This is a genomic window from Promicromonospora umidemergens, assembly GCF_024171995.1.
Taxonomy (GTDB): domain Bacteria; phylum Actinomycetota; class Actinomycetes; order Actinomycetales; family Cellulomonadaceae; genus Promicromonospora; species Promicromonospora umidemergens.
Genome location: NZ_JAMTCT010000042.1, coordinates 1 through 14,782 on the forward strand (window position 1 = coordinate 1; position 14,782 = coordinate 14,782).

Genomic DNA, 14,782 nt, shown 5'->3' on the forward strand with positions numbered 1-14,782 from the left:
GTCTGGGACAGCTGGGTCTCGGCAGGCGGGCCTGCCGGGTCGGCCGGCTCAGACCGTGCCGGCAGTCAGCATGCCCAGGTAGTAGCCGAGGCCGACCAGGGCAAGGGCGCCGATGGTCTCGATGATGGCGAGCGCGAGGCCCCAGCGTGCGAGCCACAGGTCGAAGCCCTCCTTGCCGGCGCGGGCGACGGCGATCGCGTTCAGGATGACGCCGATGACCGGCAGCGCGGCGAGGAAGAAGGTGAGGAGGCTGAAGACCGTGGTCTGCGGGTCCTCCTCCACGGCCTCGGCGGAGGTGGCCGGGACGACGACGGCGGTCTCGGTCGAGGCAGGGGTGGCCACGGCCACGGCCGCCTCGGTGACGGCCTCCGCGGGGGTCGCCGCGACTGGGGTCTCGGTGGCCACGGCCTGTGCCTCAGCGACCGATGCCTCGGTCCCGGCCTTCGCCTCGGAGGTCACCTCCGACGCGGCAGGCTCTGTCTCCACGACCTTGGTGGCGGTCGCCGCCGCGTTCTCGTCGACAGCGGCCTCGGGCGTCGTGGTGTCGGGCGTGGTCATGGTGGTGGTGCTCCCCTGGTTGGAGGTGTTGGCAAATGTCAGGCCATATTGTGGAGTATCCGAATGGTCTTGGATAGACCAGCACCGGCCGTCGAAGCGGCGGAGGCCGCCGCCCCCCGGGGAGCGGCAGCCTCCGCGCTGCTGGTGACGCTGGTGGGCGTCGTACGACGCCGGGGCCGGTCTCGGTCACATGGTCGGCACGGCGAGCGCCGCCCAGACGCCGGCGGCGACCAGTGCGAGGTACAGCACCGTGAAGACGATCGAGAGGCCGAGGCCCCACTTCGAGAGCTTGCTGTCGAAACCCGCCTTGCCGGCCTTCGAGACGGCGATCCACGAGAGGACGATCCCGATCGGTGGCGCGATGAAAGCAAGGATGAAGCCCACGATGGCCAGGGTGTTCGCCTGCGGATCCTGGACCGCGCCCTGGACGGCAGGTGCGCTGGTGGTCTCGGTCATGAGGGACTTCCTTTCACGGCCACTGTTCCGGCCGCTCGACTGCGGACGCGGGTGCGCCCGTACGGACGCGGGCCAGTGTGGGGCATCCGAGATGTACCCGGAAGCCCTCATTGCGCTGTACGCCCGAATCGTTACCATAGGCCATCGTGGAGTGTCACCGATGTCGGAGCTGTCCGATCTCCTCCGGGAGAGCGGGTCACCTGAGTGCTGAGAATTACGTCACTTGAGTTCACCTCGTCGTGATAGTCCTGTGCAAGGATCCGAAGGGCACGTACTGCACCGTGAGATGGCGCACCGACCGAGGGGGCGACGCGTGAACGACCAGGCGAAAGAGCTCGTTCCGCGAAACTTCCGTACCAGCCTGCGGAGGCTCGTCCGTCCCGCCTGGACCGGAGCGGTCGCCATGGTGATCGCCGCGGGGGTGCTGTTCACCGCCTCGGCGAGCGTCCCGGCCGCCCACCCGTCCGGCGGCAACGACGGCGAGCTGCCGATCCGGCTCTATGGCCTGATCAAGAGCGTCGCGGTGGGCGAGACCGATACCGCCCCGGACGGCGTCACGCTGAGCCAGATCGTCGCGGTGCTCGAGAACATCATGGAAGCGCCGGTGCAGGTGCGGGGGATGTCGAAGAAGGCGGCCAAGCAGCGCGCGCTGGAGCTCATCGAGCGCGTGGGGCTGTCCGACCGGATGGAGCACTACCCGGCGCAGCTCTCGGGTGGTCAGCAGCAGCGCGTCGCCATCGCCAGGGCGCTCGCGATGGACCCGGAGCTCATGCTGTTCGACGAGCCGACGTCGGCCCTCGACCCCGAGCTGGTGGGCGAGGTGCTGTCGGTGATGCAGGACCTGGCGAAGTCCGGCATGACGATGATCGTGGTGACGCACGAGATCGGGTTCGCCCGTGAGGTCGCCGACCACGTCGTGTTCATGGACGACGGGGTCATCGTCGAGACAGGGCCGCCGAGTGCGGTCCTGGACGACCCGCAGGAAGACCGCACGAAGGACTTCCTGTCCCACGTCCTCTGACCCGTACCCGACGGGTCAGGCGGGGAGACGGAGGGTGAAGCGGCAGCCGCCGCCAAGGTTGGCGACCGTCGCAGTGCCCTCGTGGGCCTCGGCCACTCCACGAACGATGGAGAGGCCGAGGCCCGCTCCGCTTCCCGGGCTCTCCCCACGCTCCGGCGTGCGCGCGCCCGAGCTGCGCCAGCCCGCCTCGAAGACGCGGTCGAGATCCGCCTCCGGGATGCCGCCGCACTCGTCCTCGACGGCGATCACCACGGTGGCTGCGCCGGCGGCGTCCTCCTCGCACGCCACCGCGACACGGACCGTGCCGCCGGGACCCGTGTGCCGGATCGCGTTGACCAGAAGGTTCTCCAGTGCCCGCCCGACCTGCTGGGCGTCCAGCGACGTCACCACCGGGTCGGTGACGTCCCAGGCCAGGATCACGCCGCCGGACTCGGCCAGGGGCTGAGTGGACGCGACAGCGTCGGAGGCAAGGTCGGCGACGGCGACCGGCTCGCGGCGCAGCGTCGCCGTGGGGGACTGGAGACGGGAGAGCGCCAGGAGGTCGTCGACCATCGCTGCCATGCGCCGGTTCTCCGCCAGGATGCGGGGTACGTGCTCGTCCACCGGTCCCACGCCGTCCTCCAGCGCCTCCGCGAGGGCGCGCACCGCGGCCAGGGGGGTGCGCAGGTCGTGCGAGACCCAGGCCACCATCTCGCGGCGCCGCACCTCGACCTCACGGTCGCGCTCCGCGGCCGCCTTCTCCGCGGCGGCCTGGGTGGTGACGGTACGGATCCGAGCGGTCAGCACCAGGCCGACGGCGAGCGCCACCGGTACCGTCGCGAGCAGGAGCAGCAGCACGGTCGTCGAGTCGGTGCCGGACAGGAACATCGCCCGCGCGCTCGCGTAGACGCCTGCCGCCACCGAGCCCACCACCACGAGCGGGGCCAGGGTGGCGGCGAGCGCCACCCGGTGCCTGGCGAGGACGAACAGCGCGACGGCGCCCATGGCACCCACCACGGCGGCGACGGAGACGGACAGGACCACGCCCTCGAGGTCGTTCACGCGTCGCCCCTCGGCCCGGGTGCGGACGGCCCGGGTGCGGACGGCGCGGGGGCCGACGGCGTCGGGTCCCACCGGTAGCCGACGCCGAAGACGGTCACCAGACGCGTCGGGCGGGACGGGTCGGCCTCCACCTTCTCGCGCAGCCGGCGGACGTGCACCGTGACCGTGGACCGGTCGCCGTGCTCCCAGCCCCAGACGCCGCGCATGAGCGCCTCCCGGTCGTGCACCTGCCCTGGGTGGGTGAGGAACCAGCGCAGCAGCTCGAACTCGCGCACGGTGAGCTGCAGCTCGGTGCCGGAGCGGACGACGCGGTGGGCCGTCGGGTCGAGGCGCAGGTCGCCGTCGTGCAGGGCCTCTGCCGCCCGCTGGGCGGGCGCGGAGCCCCCTGCCGGTAGTGGCGCCGCCGGCGCCTCCGAGGCGCTCGCTGCGGGCCCGACGGCGGCCCCCGCCCGGCGCAGCAGCGACTGCACCCGCAGCACGAGCTCGCGCGGGCTGAAGGGCTTGACCACGTAGTCGTCGGCGCCGATCTGCAGGCCGAGCACGCGGTCCTCCTCCTCGCCACGGGCCGTCAGCATCAGGACCGGCAGGTCCGCGCGGGCCGTGCGCAGGCGCCGGCACACCTCCAGCCCGTCGATGCCGGGCAGCATGAGGTCGAGCACCACGGCGTCGGGCGGGTGTGCGGCGGCGGCCGCCAGCGCGGCAGGGCCGTCGGCGGCGTGCTCGGCCACCACACCGGCGCGTTCCAGGTAGGCGACGACCACCTGGGCGACGGTGGCGTCGTCGTCGATCACGAGAACTCTGGCCACTTCTGAAGGGTACGGGCGGCGACGGCGCGTGCCCGGTGCCGTGGGTGGGCCGTCAGGATCTCGTAAGAACCCGTTCGGAAAGAGCGGAACCCCGGCGGTCCTGGGCTGCGTCTATGGTGCATGACGTACACGAAGCGGCGCGCACGGCACCGCGAACCAGCGCCGGGGCCCGTCCCCGGCCACAGCCCCGGGCGGTGTCCCGGATGAGCGAGGTAGCGGTGAGTCCAGCGGTGCAGCCGGGCACCGACGAGATCGCCGTCATCCGGAGCGGCGTCGACCCGGTCGCGGACTTCACGGTCTTCGCGCAGACCAGCACCCCGGCGCTGTACCGGATCGCGTACCTGCTGTGCGGTGACCAGCACCGGGCGCAGGACCTGGTGCAGCTCGCGCTCGAGCGGACGTTCAAGGCCTGGAAGAAGGTCGGCGACGGCGACCCGTTCGCCTATGCGCGTCGCGTCCTCGCGACCGCGCGCATCGACACGTGGCGCCGTACCCGGCGCGAGGTGCTCACCGACGACCCGGCGAGCAACACCAGGGAGCGGAGCGCTCCGGCGTCGGACGCCGAGCTGGCCGAGCGGGACCGCCTGGTCCGCGCGCTCATGACGCTGTCGGTCAAGCAGCGTCGCGTGGTGGTCCTGCGCTATCTCCTGGACCGCTCCGAGTCCGACACCGCTGCGGAGCTCGGCATCTCCGCCGGCACGGTCAAGTCCACTGCCTCACGAGCCCTGGCGCGCCTGCGCACCCTCGTGGTGCCCGACGGCGGGGGGAGCCGATCATGAACGTGCACGACATCAACGCGAAGCAGGACGCGGCACTGGTCGCCGACCTGCGCGCCGCAGGCTCCGTCATCGAGCCGCCACGGTCGCTGGACGCGGTCGCCATGGCGACGCGGGCGGTCCGCAACGTGCGCCGGCGCCGGATAGCGGTCGCTGCGACCGCCGGCGTCGCGGTGCTCGCCCTCACCGGTGTGGGCATCGGAGCGGCCGGCGCCCTCTACGCCGACCAGCAGCAGCCTCTGCCTGGTACGGACCGGACGTCCGTCGAGCCGCCTCCGGCGAGCGGCTCGCCGTCGGCCACCCCGAGTGCTCCGGCCGGCCCGAGCGGTGAGCCGGAGGCCGCTCCGACCGCTTTCCTGGAGACCGGTGGGGGAACGCTGCCGGTGCTGCCGGGGGTCGAGCGCGGTGTCGTCGAGGACGGGGCGCACTCCCCGTACATCCTCGGCGGCCTCTGGTACGAGGTGCCGGCGGGCGGCTGGATCGCTGTCGGCGACGTCAACGCGGGCGGGGTCGCCGGATGGCTGGACCCGGAGCATCCGGAGGCCGACGGCCTCGGCGAGACCGGCACCATCGACGACATGGACGCCACCATCGAGCTGCGCAACGTGTTCGACGTCGGGGACTGGACCGTTCCGGGGAAGGACTCCGGTGCGACGACGCTCGACATCGAGGGCGCGGACCTCGTCGTCATCAAGCAGCACGAGACGGAGGGCGACATCCGTCCGGCGACCATCACGCTCCGCAGCGGCGACGAGGGCTGGGTCATCGAGACCCGCTTCGCGGCGAACGAGCAGGGTGACGCCATGCTGCGCAACTTCGTGGGCAACCTCTGGTTCAAGGAGGTGGGCGAGCCCGACTGGTACCAGCCGGAGTTCTCGGCGCCGGTCCTGCACGCCATCGAGCGCGGGGTCCCGGCGGACTGGGTCAGGACCGAGCACAACGGCCTGAAGTTCGCGTTGCCGAAGGGCTGGGTCGACGAGGAGACGAAGGGTGAGTTCTCACCGGGCGTCGAGTGGACGGGTCCGACGATCACGCACGTGGACCCCGGCGTCGACGCGGAGGCCCTCGAGCTGTGGGGGGACGCCTCCGAGGAGGAGAAGGAGGTCGCGGCCCAGGAGCAGGAGTGGCCCGAGCGGGTCTACGTCCAGGGCGGCGAGCCCGGTGGCAACTGGTGGACCCGGAGCATGGACGCGCCGCAGTCCCAGATGATCGACGTCCCGGGCGCCGACTACGCCGAGGTCCTGCCGACCGTCTACAACGCGGACGGTGCGGCCGACTACTACTGGGTCAACATCTACATCCATCAGGAGGACCAGGGCGAGAACCTGTTCCTCGTGGTCGAGTTCGACGGCACCGAGCAGGGCCTCGAGGATCTCCACACCTTCCTGGGGACCCTGGACTTCCGGCGCTGACCGGCGCTGACCGGCGCGCCGCCACCGGCACGTGCCAGACGTGCAGGTCACGCGAGTGATCGGTGTGTCTGGCACGTGCCTCTGTCGTCGCCTGGTGACCGGGGTCACAGCGGCTCACGAAAGAATCCGCGAAACCCGATGGAACCTTCGCCCCGGCTGGCCCGTGTTCCGTTCGTGACAGTCACGAGTCCGCGCGCACCAGCGCCAGAGTCCCGGGTCCCCAAGCCCGTGACGCTGTACGTCGTGCGCGCCGACTCCAGCTCTGCGGACGACCTGGAGACCGTGACCACCGAGCAGAACACCCCAGACTCCCTATCCACCACAACGTCGGAACCGGCTCCGGGCGGCGTCCCGGAAAAGATCGATCCCGTCCCCGCGACCCGGCCGTTCAGGTTGGTCCGAGGTGGGTCGGCGGGTGCTGATGACGTAGCCTCGCTGCCCGTGCGGACAGACCAGCCCACGGCCACTCACGCGCGCAGGAACGCACAGATCTCGAAGAACGAAGAGTTCACCGTGTTCATGCGGGAGGCCAAGGATCCCCTCCACCGGATGGCGTTCCTCCTGAGCGGTGATGCGCACCGTGCGGAGGAGCTCACCCAGCAGACCTTCGAGCGGTGCTACCGCCACTGGCACAAGGCCAGGGCGGGCGACCCGCTGGTCTACGCGCGGCGGGTGCTCGCCAACCTGCGGATCGACGCCTGGCGCCGCACGCGGCGCGAGGTCCTGACGGGCCCCGACGACCTGCCGCAGGACGACGCTCGCGTCGCTCGCGCGGCGGCCCGGATGCCCACGCGCTCCGTGGACGATCGCGACGCCGTCGTCCGTGCCCTGCTGCGTCTTCCCCTGAAGCAGCGCCGTGTCGTGGTGCTGCGTCACCTGCTGGACCTGTCGGAGTCCGAGGTCTCGAGCGAGCTCGGTATCCCTCTCGGCACCGTGAAGTCCACGGCCTCGCGCGGGCTCGCCCACCTGCGCGCGATCCTCGATGTCGATCCACTGGGCGGAACCCGATGAACATGAACATCCCCCACGGCTCCGCCGACGACGACTTCGTCGCGCGGGTCCGGCAGTCGGCGCACGCGGCGGTACCCGCGTCGACGCTGGATCTCGACGGGGTCCTGCGGTCGAGCCGCCGCAAGCACGCCACCCGGCGGGCCGGCGTGACGCTGGCCTCCACGCTGGCGCTCGCCACCGCGGGTGCGGGAGCCGCGGGTGCGCTGCCGGGTATCCCGGGTCTCTGGAGCAGTGCTCCGGTCACGGTGGAGACCACGGACGTCCCGCCCTCGACGCTCGACGAGGGCGAGGTCGAGGTGGAGCCGCCGGCGCCGTCGCCGACGGACATCCCGACACCGGAGCCGGAGACGGAGCTCGCCGACCTCGCGCCCGGCGTGCGGACGGTGGCGGAGCCGGCGTCGTACCGCGTCGACCGGGACACCGTGGTGCTCGATCTCGGACTGGGCGCCGGGGGCGGCGACCGCTATCTCGCGGTGGTGACCCTGGCCAAGATCGACGGGCGCCACAGTGCCACCGACCTGGAGCTGCTCGCTGGTGGCGACACCGCCCTCGAGAATCTTCGCGAGGGGAACCTCGGTGGAACGTTGCTCTGGCGAGGTGTCACGTCCGACGCGATGGTCCTGCCGTCCGACGGCGGCCCGGCACTCGTGTTCGGCTTCTCGTCCGCGGCGACGGAGGGGGACCAGTTCCTGGTCTTCGACGACCCGCTGACCGGTGGTGCCGCGGGCGCGCAGGGGGCGCACGCGGCACCGGGTTCCGCTGCTCCAGAAGCAGGCGCCTCGCTCCGGGTCACGCCGTTCGACGTGCTCGGCGACGGCAGCGTGTGGATGCGGGTCCTGCAGGTGGATCGCACGACGGCGGAGCCGCGAGGGTTCATCTACGCGAACCAGGACACCTGGAGCGCTTCGTGGTGTCGCAGCACCTCACCGGAGTGCGCGGTCATCCACGACGTCGCCGGCAAGTCCGTGGACGAGCCGAAGGCCGTAGAGCCAGCGCCCATGGTCGCGGAGCTCGTCCCGATGCTGGTCGAGGACGCGCAGGCGAACGAGGTCCGCGCGATGGAGACCTGCGTCGCGCAGCGCACCGGCACCGGCTGGACGGCGCCTCCGCAGCTCACGGGCGAGTCCTTCTGGCAGACGCCGAAGGGCGTGGACGCCGACGTCTGGCGGCTGTGCCTGATCGACCTGAGCGAAGCGCTGCAGCTCGCCTCCACGGCGGGCGAGCCGGCGCCGCCGCCCGACGACGTGACGCCCAGCCCGGCTCCGACCAAGGAGCCGACCACATCTCCCGAGGACGAGGATCCCCTCGGTCTCGGTGACCTCCTGGAGGGAATCTTCGGAGGGTAAGGCTTCCCGGTCCACGTCTCGTCTGGGGAGATGGCGTGGGCCGGGAACACCCGAGCGGGCCGAGGCAGATTCTGGGGATCTGTCTCGGCCCGTTCTCTTGTGCACCGGGCCTCTCGGGCGAGGGGCTACTCGCCGTCCTCGCAGGCGACACCGTTGCCGTTGCGGTCGAGGTGCGGCAGGTAGCCCGGCTGACCGTTCGAGAGCGGGGCGGCACCGGCGGCACGGACCGCGTCGCAGTTCCAGTAGAAGACGGTGCCCGGGTTCTCGCCGTTCCCGTTCCCGTCTCCGTTCCCGTCGTTGTCCTGTTCCTCTGCCTGCTCCTCCTGCTCTTCCTGCTGCTGCTGTTGCTCCTGCTGCTCGAGTGCGGTCTCGCGCTCCTCCAGCTGAGCCTCACGGTCACCCAGCGCCTGCTCGCGCTCGGCTACCTCGTTCCGCTGCTTCTTGAGCTGGGTGCGCTGCGCATCGATGTCGGCACGCTCCGCCTCGATCTCCGACCGGAGGGTCTGGGCGTCGGTGATCGCCTGGTTGGCGTCGGCCTGCTGCCCAGCCGTGACGACCACGCCGATGATCACGCCGAGCGCGAGCCCGGCTACGGCGATGGCCACCATGAGCCCGGCGCCAGGGGAGCGTGAGCCGCCCTGCCGCCCGGAGGCACCGGGGCGTGGCCTGACCGGCGCCGGCGCAACCTGTGCGGGACCGGCGGCCATCGGTGCGCCGGGTCCGGAGCGGGGCGCGTCGTCGATGCTCAGCGGTCCGGGTCCCCGGCGAGGGCCGGCAGCCGATGGTGAGTCGGCCGACGGGGCGGACCCCTTGCCGCCCAGACCCTTGAGGGCAGCCATGACACCCGCGGCGGGGCCCTTCTTCGGCGCGTCCGGCGGTGGTGGCGGTGGCGCCATGCCGGGCTGCGGCGGGTAGACCGGCTGGGGACCGGAGCCGGGCCGGGGGGAGCCGGGAGCCGGGGGAGCGCCGATCGGCGCCATCGTCATGGTGGAGCCCATCGCGTCCGCCGGGGACAGGCCGGGAGCTCCGGGGGCCGGGCGGCCGGACGCGCCGTCGATCACCTGGATCGCGACGGTCCTCGTGTCCGCGTCCGTCTGGCCGGCGGTCGTCGAGGTGGGGACAGGGCCGGAGCCGGGTGGTGCGGGGGGCGTCGGCGGTGCGGGAGGGGCTGGGGGCGCGGCGGCGCGGTTCTCGGCCGCAGGCTGGGGCGTGTCGGGTCCGTCGACCCAGTAGTTCCAACCGGGCGGGGCCGGGGGCCACGACGGGTCGGGAGCCCAGGTGGAGTCGGGTCGGAATCCCGGGGGCACCTGCCAACCCGGAGGCGGGTTGAAGCGCACGGGCATGGTTGCTCCTTCGATACGGTCGGCCCCACTATCGGCCATCCAGGCGGGTTGGCGCCAGAACAAGGGGTCGAACCGGACATATCTGCCGCCTGCGAGGACGACAGTAGCGCGCTCGTGTCAGGGGTCACTGGTAGACCTGGGGGCATGTTCCTCCTGGAGCGCGACGACGCCGGCACTCTCGTGCACTCGGCAAGCGACCTCGTGATCGCGGGCGAGTGCGAGTTTCGCCTGCTGAGACGACTCGACGAGCTCCTTGGCCGCAGCCCCCGGCGGGCGCGGGAGGAGGACGCGATGCTCGCCCGCACCGCCGCACTGGGTGAGGACCACGAGCGCCGCGTCCTCGAGGGTCACCTCCGCGCCTTCGGCCCGGCGAACGCCGGCCGCCCCGGCGGGGTGCTCGAGGTCTCGCCCGCGCGCCGGATGGCCCGCGACGAGCTCGTCGACGCGCACAGCCGCACACTGGCCGCGATGGAGCAGGGCGCCGACGTGGTCTATCAGGCCTCGTTCTTCGACGGCAGGTTCCACGGCCGGGCCGACTTCCTGGTACGCGACCCGCTCGGCGAGATGGAGCAGGGCGGCGACCTGGCGGCAGAACCCACGCACCGGCCTGCCGGGGCTCGCACGCGCACACCGCAGCCGCGGTATGCCGTCCACGACTCCAAGCTCGCGCGCCGCACCAAGGTCCGCGCGCTGCTCCAGCTCGCCGCGTACGCGAACCAGCTGATGGACGCGCGGATCGACCCGACCTCCGAGGTGCACCTCGTGCTCGGCACGGGGGAGACCACGTCGCACCGGCTCGCCGACCTGCTGCCCGTCTTCCGCAAGCGGCACGCTCGGCTCGTCGAGGTCCTCGACTCCCACGTGGTCGACGACGCGACGGTGAGCTGGGCCGACGACCGCTACCTGGCCTGCGGCAAGCTCCGCAGCTGCCCGGACTGCGCGGAGGCGGCAGCCGCCGGCCGCGACGTCCTGCTCGTCGGTGGCGTGTACGGGGTGCAGCGGGCGAAGCTCTCGGCGTCGGGCATCCCCACCATCGACGCGCTCGCGCTCGCCGAGGAGCCGCCCGAAGGCATGGCTGCCGGCCGGTTCGAGGGACTGCGCGCCCAGGCACGTCTCCAGCTGGGGCTCGACGAGGGGCACGGCTCGGTCGGGCTCGACCAGCTGCCCGACGGTGTCGACCCGGACGGGCCCGACGCGCGGTTGCGCTGGCGGCTGGTCGCGACGGAGGCCATCGACCGGCTTCCGCCACCCAGTCCCGGCGACGTGTTCTTCGACTTCGAGGGTGACCCCCTGTGGGAGGCGGCGCGCCCGCCCGGCGGCGACCAGGCGCCGGCCATGGGCCTCGACTACCTCTTCGGCTGGGTCGAGCGCCCCGGCCCTGGCGACGATACCCCGCCGTTCCACGGGCTCTGGGCCGACGACCTGGCGGGGGAGCGTGACGCGCTCGTCGAGTTCGTCGACTACCTCAACGCTCGCCTCGAGACATACCCCGACCTGCACGTCTACCACTACGCGGCCTACGAGAAGACGCACCTGCTCTCCATCGCGGCGCGACACGGGGTGTATGAGGACGAGGTGGACCAGCTGCTGCGCGACGGCGTGCTGGTCGACCTGTACGCGGTGGTCCGGTCGTGCCTGCGCATCTCGAACCGGTCGAAGTCGATCAAGAAGCTCGAGCCGCTCTACATGCAGGACGACCCGGCACGGGAGGGCGTCACGAGCGCGGCGGCCTCGGTCACCGAGTACGCGGAGTACGCGAAGCTGGCCGCTGACGGTGCGGAACGGGCGCCGGAGCTGAAGCAACGGATCTTGGACTACAACGAGTACGACTGCCGGTCGACGTTGCGGTTGCTGCAGTGGTTGAGGTTTGCGCGGTCGTCGGTTTCGTCGGTTGGGTCTGCCGCTCCCTCGGCTGGGTCGGCCGTGGGGAGCGAGAACGCGCGCGCGGATGCGTTCACGGGCCCCAGGGGGCCCTCCACTTCGGGAAGAGATACATCCGCGCGCGCATTCTCGCTCCCCACGGCCTCTGCTGGTGACTCGCCTTCTGGGGATGGTGCGCCGTATTCGGGTGGGGGGTCGGCCGCGCGGGCGGGTGGGGGTGGCGTCGGGGGAGCTGTTGAAGCGGAGGTGCCGACGGGGTCACCCGGGGGCGAGCTTGTGGGCGTGCCGAGCGAGGAATCGCCGCGGGCTCTTGCTCGGCGGGAGGGGCGGGGCCGGCGGCTGGCGCTGGCCGACGAGATCTCCCGGCGGGTCGGGGAGGACCGCGGGGAGCGGTCGCTCGAGGTGCAGGCGCTCGCGCTGCTGGGTGCCGCCGTCGGCTACTACCAGCGCGAGGACAAGCCGTTCTGGCTGGAGCACTACGCCCGGCTGGAGCTGCCGCTCGACGAATGGCCCGGTCGGCGGTCGACGTTCCACGTGGAACATTCGACCGTGCTGCGGGACTGGGCCGTGGTGGGACGGGATCGGCTTCCCTCACGCGAGGTCCAGCTGGTGGGCCGCATGCTCGACGGTTCCCGGATCGACGGGTCCGATCTCGGCGTCGGCGACGCCGTGCACGTGCTGTACGACCAGCCGGTGCCGCCCGTCGTCGGCGAGCTGGAGGCGCGGGCTGTGCGGGGTGAGCACTCCGGCGGCGTGATCCTGGAGGCTCGGGAGCCCGACGAAGAGCGGGAGGACCTCCCGCGCGGGCGCGACGTCGTGGTCCTGCGGGAGCGACTGTCCGGGGGAGCGGAGCCGCACGACCAGGCGCCCGTCGCGCTCGCGCCGCAGCGCGGACCTGCCCACGACGCGCAGGAGCGCGCGGTCGAGGAGGCCGCTCGTGGGGCGCTCGCGGCCTGGGATGTGCACCGCACGCTGCCCGACGGCGCCGCGGTCGACCTGCTGCGCAGGCGGCCGCCCCGGCTGGTCGGCTCTTCGGCAGGCTCAGGACCGCATCCTTCGACAGGGTCAGGACAGAACGGCGGAGCACTGCCCGCGCTCGGTCACGAGGCCGCCGGCGGCCTCGACCTCGAGGCGGCGGTGTACACGGCCGTCGAGCGGCTGGACCATTCCTACCTCGCGGTGCAGGGGCCGCCCGGTACCGGCAAGACCCACGTCGGCTCGCACGTCGTCGCCAAGCTGGTGGGCGCTGGGTGGAGGGTGGGAGTCGTGGCCCAGTCGCACGCGGCGGTCGAGAACATGCTGAGCGCCATCGTCGACAAGGCGGGCGTGCCCGTCGAGCAGGTGGCGAAGAAGCAGCGCGCGAAAGGCACCGAGAAGAGTGTCGCCCGACCATGGCGGGAGCTGACGAGCGCCCAGCTCGCGGACTGCGCGGCGAGCAGCTCCGGCGGCTGTGTCGTGGGTGGTACGGCATGGGACTTCGCGCACGAACGCTGGCCCGACGAGGGACTCGACCTGCTGGTCATCGACGAGGCGGGGCAGTTCTCGCTCGCCGACACGATCGCGGTCGGGCGGTCCGCGCAGCGTCTCCTGCTGCTCGGTGATCCGCAGCAGCTTCCGCAGGTCAGCCAGGGAAAGCACCCCGAACCGGTCGACGAGTCGGCGCTCGCCTGGCTCGCAGCCGGTTCCTCCGTGCTGCCCGACCGGCTCGGCTACCTGCTGCCCGAGTCGTGGCGCATGCACCCCGAGGTCTGCGCCGCCGTGTCTCAGCTCTCCTACGCCGGCCGGCTCTCGGCCAACCCGGTCACGACCACACGCTCGCTCGACGGCGTGCAGCCCGGAGTGGTGCACGTCCCGGTCGCGCACGAGGGGCACTCGACGTCGTCCCCCGAGGAGGCGGACGAGGTGGTGCGACAGGTGCAGGGCGTCCTCGGCCGGACGTGGGAACCCGGCGGGGGCCGCCCGCCCCGCACGCTCGGGCCTGAGGACGTCGTGGTGGTCGCCGCATACAACGCGCAGGTCCGCGTGGTGTGCCAGGCGTTGCGGGCTGTCGGGCTCGGCGGGGTACCCGTCGGTACCGTCGACATGTTCCAGGGGCGAGAGGCGCCGGTGGCGATCCTGACGCTCGCGGCCTCGACGCCCGACGACGTCTCCCGTGGCATGGGATTTCTGTTGTCCCGCAACCGGATCAACGTGGCGGTCTCGCGCGCGCAATGGCGAGCGGTCGTGATCTCATCACCCCGGCTCACCGACTACCTGCCGGGCGACCTGGACGCTGACGGCGTCCGCCGCCTCATGGAGCTCGGCGGATTCCTACGCCTCATCGGCGCCTGACCCGCCCGCCGCTCGTCGCGCTCCGTCCCGTCCTGCGAATGGCCTGGTCACAGGACCGTGCTGCTGTCCGATCCGGCGGATCGCCTCCAGCGGGTAGGGCGTTGTCCGGCCCTCCCGCTGGAACTGGCGATAGAAGTCGCCCACCACTGCGGCGACCGGCGCGTGACGGACCAGGGTCGCCGCGACCGCCGCCGGGACACCACAGGGGGCCACACCCTGGGCGCAGGAGCGCACGAACTCCTTGCGTTCTTCCGGTCCGTACCCGAACAGAGCGACGGTCAGCCAGTTCACCAGGTGCGTGAAGGCGTAGTACCGGTCGTAGCTGTGGTGTTCGTCGAAGAACTCGGCCTCGCCGGGTGTGAGCTCGAAGCGGGAGGAGATCGCGAGGCCGTAGTCGGCGAAGAAGAGCCGCCTGCCGTCGGTCAGGATGTTCTCGAAGTGGGCGTCGAAGTGCAGCAGCCCACGGGCGTTCATGAACGAGATGCCGGCTTCCAGCTCGTCCTCCACCATGGCGCAGGCCCGCTCGGCGGCCTCGCCACCGGCCTCGACCTGGTCACCCAGCCAGTCGTGCAGGTTCTGCGGGATGTACTCCAGGAACAGCATGAGGCTCGCCGAGGACTGCTGCAGGGCCTCGATCCGGCGGCGTATCCCCGACCCGCCTCCCCAGTAGGCGACAGCTCGCTCCACGTCGGCCAGCTCCTCGGGGAGTGGCTGGCCCGAGTCGGATAGCACTCGCCAGTGGTACATCAACGGGAAACCCTCGTGGTCTCCCGCGATCACCCAGTTGGTCGTCATGATCT

12 protein-coding genes are annotated in these 14,782 nt (G+C 72.0%); 6 read left to right on the forward strand and 6 right to left on the reverse strand.

All coding sequences use genetic code 11. The annotated features are described in order from the left end of the window. Positions 1-48: 48 nt before the first annotated feature. A complete protein-coding gene (locus APR04_RS29500) occupies positions 49-558 on the reverse strand; it encodes a hypothetical protein (protein WP_253878082.1) in 510 nt (169 codons plus the stop codon). A 186-nt stretch (positions 559-744) separates the two neighbouring features. Next, positions 745-1,014 carry a hypothetical protein gene (locus tag APR04_RS29505; protein ID WP_253878084.1) on the reverse strand — a complete coding sequence of 90 codons (270 nt, stop codon included), beginning with the start codon at positions 1,012-1,014 and terminating at the stop codon, positions 745-747. 313 nt (positions 1,015-1,327) lie between these two features. Between APR04_RS29505 and APR04_RS29510 the strand changes: the two genes are divergently transcribed. Beyond that, complete coding sequence (locus APR04_RS29510) at positions 1,328-2,035, forward strand: amino acid ABC transporter ATP-binding protein (protein WP_308292407.1); 708 nt, start codon at positions 1,328-1,330, stop codon at positions 2,033-2,035. Between the two features lie 15 nt (positions 2,036-2,050). Here the strand turns inward: APR04_RS29510 and APR04_RS29515 are convergent, their stop codons facing one another. Beyond that, positions 2,051-3,076, reverse strand: a complete 1,026-nt coding sequence (locus tag APR04_RS29515) for a sensor histidine kinase (RefSeq protein ID WP_253878086.1) — start codon at positions 3,074-3,076, stop codon at positions 2,051-2,053. Then, positions 3,073-3,882 carry a response regulator transcription factor gene (locus APR04_RS29520; RefSeq protein WP_253878088.1) on the reverse strand — a complete coding sequence of 270 codons (810 nt, stop codon included), beginning with the start codon at positions 3,880-3,882 and terminating at the stop codon, positions 3,073-3,075. Before APR04_RS29520 ends, APR04_RS29515 begins: the two co-directional genes overlap by 4 nt. A gap of 203 nt (positions 3,883-4,085) precedes the next feature. Here APR04_RS29520 and APR04_RS29525 point away from each other — a divergent pair, with 203 nt between their 5' ends. From APR04_RS29525 to APR04_RS29540, 4 genes are all read left to right on the forward strand, one after another. Continuing rightward, complete coding sequence (locus APR04_RS29525) at positions 4,086-4,661, forward strand: SigE family RNA polymerase sigma factor (RefSeq protein ID WP_253878090.1); 576 nt, start codon at positions 4,086-4,088, stop codon at positions 4,659-4,661. Then, positions 4,658-6,070 (forward strand): hypothetical protein, encoded by a 1,413-nt coding sequence (locus tag APR04_RS29530; protein WP_253878092.1) that lies wholly within the window; start codon positions 4,658-4,660, stop codon positions 6,068-6,070. The genes APR04_RS29525 and APR04_RS29530 overlap by 4 nt, the downstream gene beginning before the upstream one ends. 441 nt (positions 6,071-6,511) lie before the next feature. After that, on the forward strand, positions 6,512-7,081 hold the full coding sequence (locus tag APR04_RS29535; protein ID WP_253878094.1) for a SigE family RNA polymerase sigma factor: 570 nt from the start codon (positions 6,512-6,514) through the stop codon (positions 7,079-7,081). A 2-nt stretch (positions 7,082-7,083) separates the two neighbouring features. Continuing rightward, the gene (locus tag APR04_RS29540) at positions 7,084-8,427 is read left to right on the forward strand and encodes a hypothetical protein (protein WP_253878096.1); all 1,344 of its coding nucleotides are present in this window, start codon (positions 7,084-7,086) and stop codon (positions 8,425-8,427) included. Between the two features lie 125 nt (positions 8,428-8,552). On the opposite strand, the gene APR04_RS29545 is transcribed toward APR04_RS29540, so the two are convergent. Next, entirely contained in the window at positions 8,553-9,770 is a 1,218-nt protein-coding gene (locus tag APR04_RS29545) for an excalibur calcium-binding domain-containing protein (protein WP_253878097.1), read from the reverse strand. A gap of 144 nt (positions 9,771-9,914) precedes the next feature. Here APR04_RS29545 and APR04_RS29550 point away from each other — a divergent pair, with 144 nt between their 5' ends. Then, positions 9,915-13,982: a TM0106 family RecB-like putative nuclease gene (locus APR04_RS29550; protein WP_253878098.1), complete on the forward strand. Its 4,068-nt coding sequence runs from the start codon at positions 9,915-9,917 to the stop codon at positions 13,980-13,982. On the opposite strand, the gene APR04_RS29555 is transcribed toward APR04_RS29550, so the two are convergent. Beyond that, the coding region (locus APR04_RS29555) for a protein kinase family protein (protein WP_253878099.1) at positions 13,962-14,782 on the reverse strand (821 nt) is incomplete at its 5' end. The genes APR04_RS29550 and APR04_RS29555 overlap by 21 nt on opposite strands.

What these genes read in the sequence shown, in the direction of transcription:
- APR04_RS29500 (WP_253878082.1), bottom strand. Translation starts at nt 558, where the DNA reads ATGACCACGCCCGACACCACGACGCCCGAGGCCGCTGTCGACGAGAAC.
- APR04_RS29505 (WP_253878084.1), bottom strand. Translation starts at nt 1,014, where the DNA reads ATGACCGAGACCACCAGCGCACCTGCCGTCCAGGGCGCGGTCCAGGAT.
- APR04_RS29525 (WP_253878090.1), top strand. Translation starts at nt 4,086, where the DNA reads ATGAGCGAGGTAGCGGTGAGTCCAGCGGTGCAGCCGGGCACCGACGAG.
- APR04_RS29530 (WP_253878092.1), top strand. Translation starts at nt 4,658, where the DNA reads ATGAACGTGCACGACATCAACGCGAAGCAGGACGCGGCACTGGTCGCC.
- APR04_RS29540 (WP_253878096.1), top strand. Translation starts at nt 7,084, where the DNA reads ATGAACATCCCCCACGGCTCCGCCGACGACGACTTCGTCGCGCGGGTC.
- APR04_RS29545 (WP_253878097.1), bottom strand. Translation starts at nt 9,770, where the DNA reads ATGCCCGTGCGCTTCAACCCGCCTCCGGGTTGGCAGGTGCCCCCGGGA.
- APR04_RS29550 (WP_253878098.1), top strand. Translation starts at nt 9,915, where the DNA reads ATGTTCCTCCTGGAGCGCGACGACGCCGGCACTCTCGTGCACTCGGCA.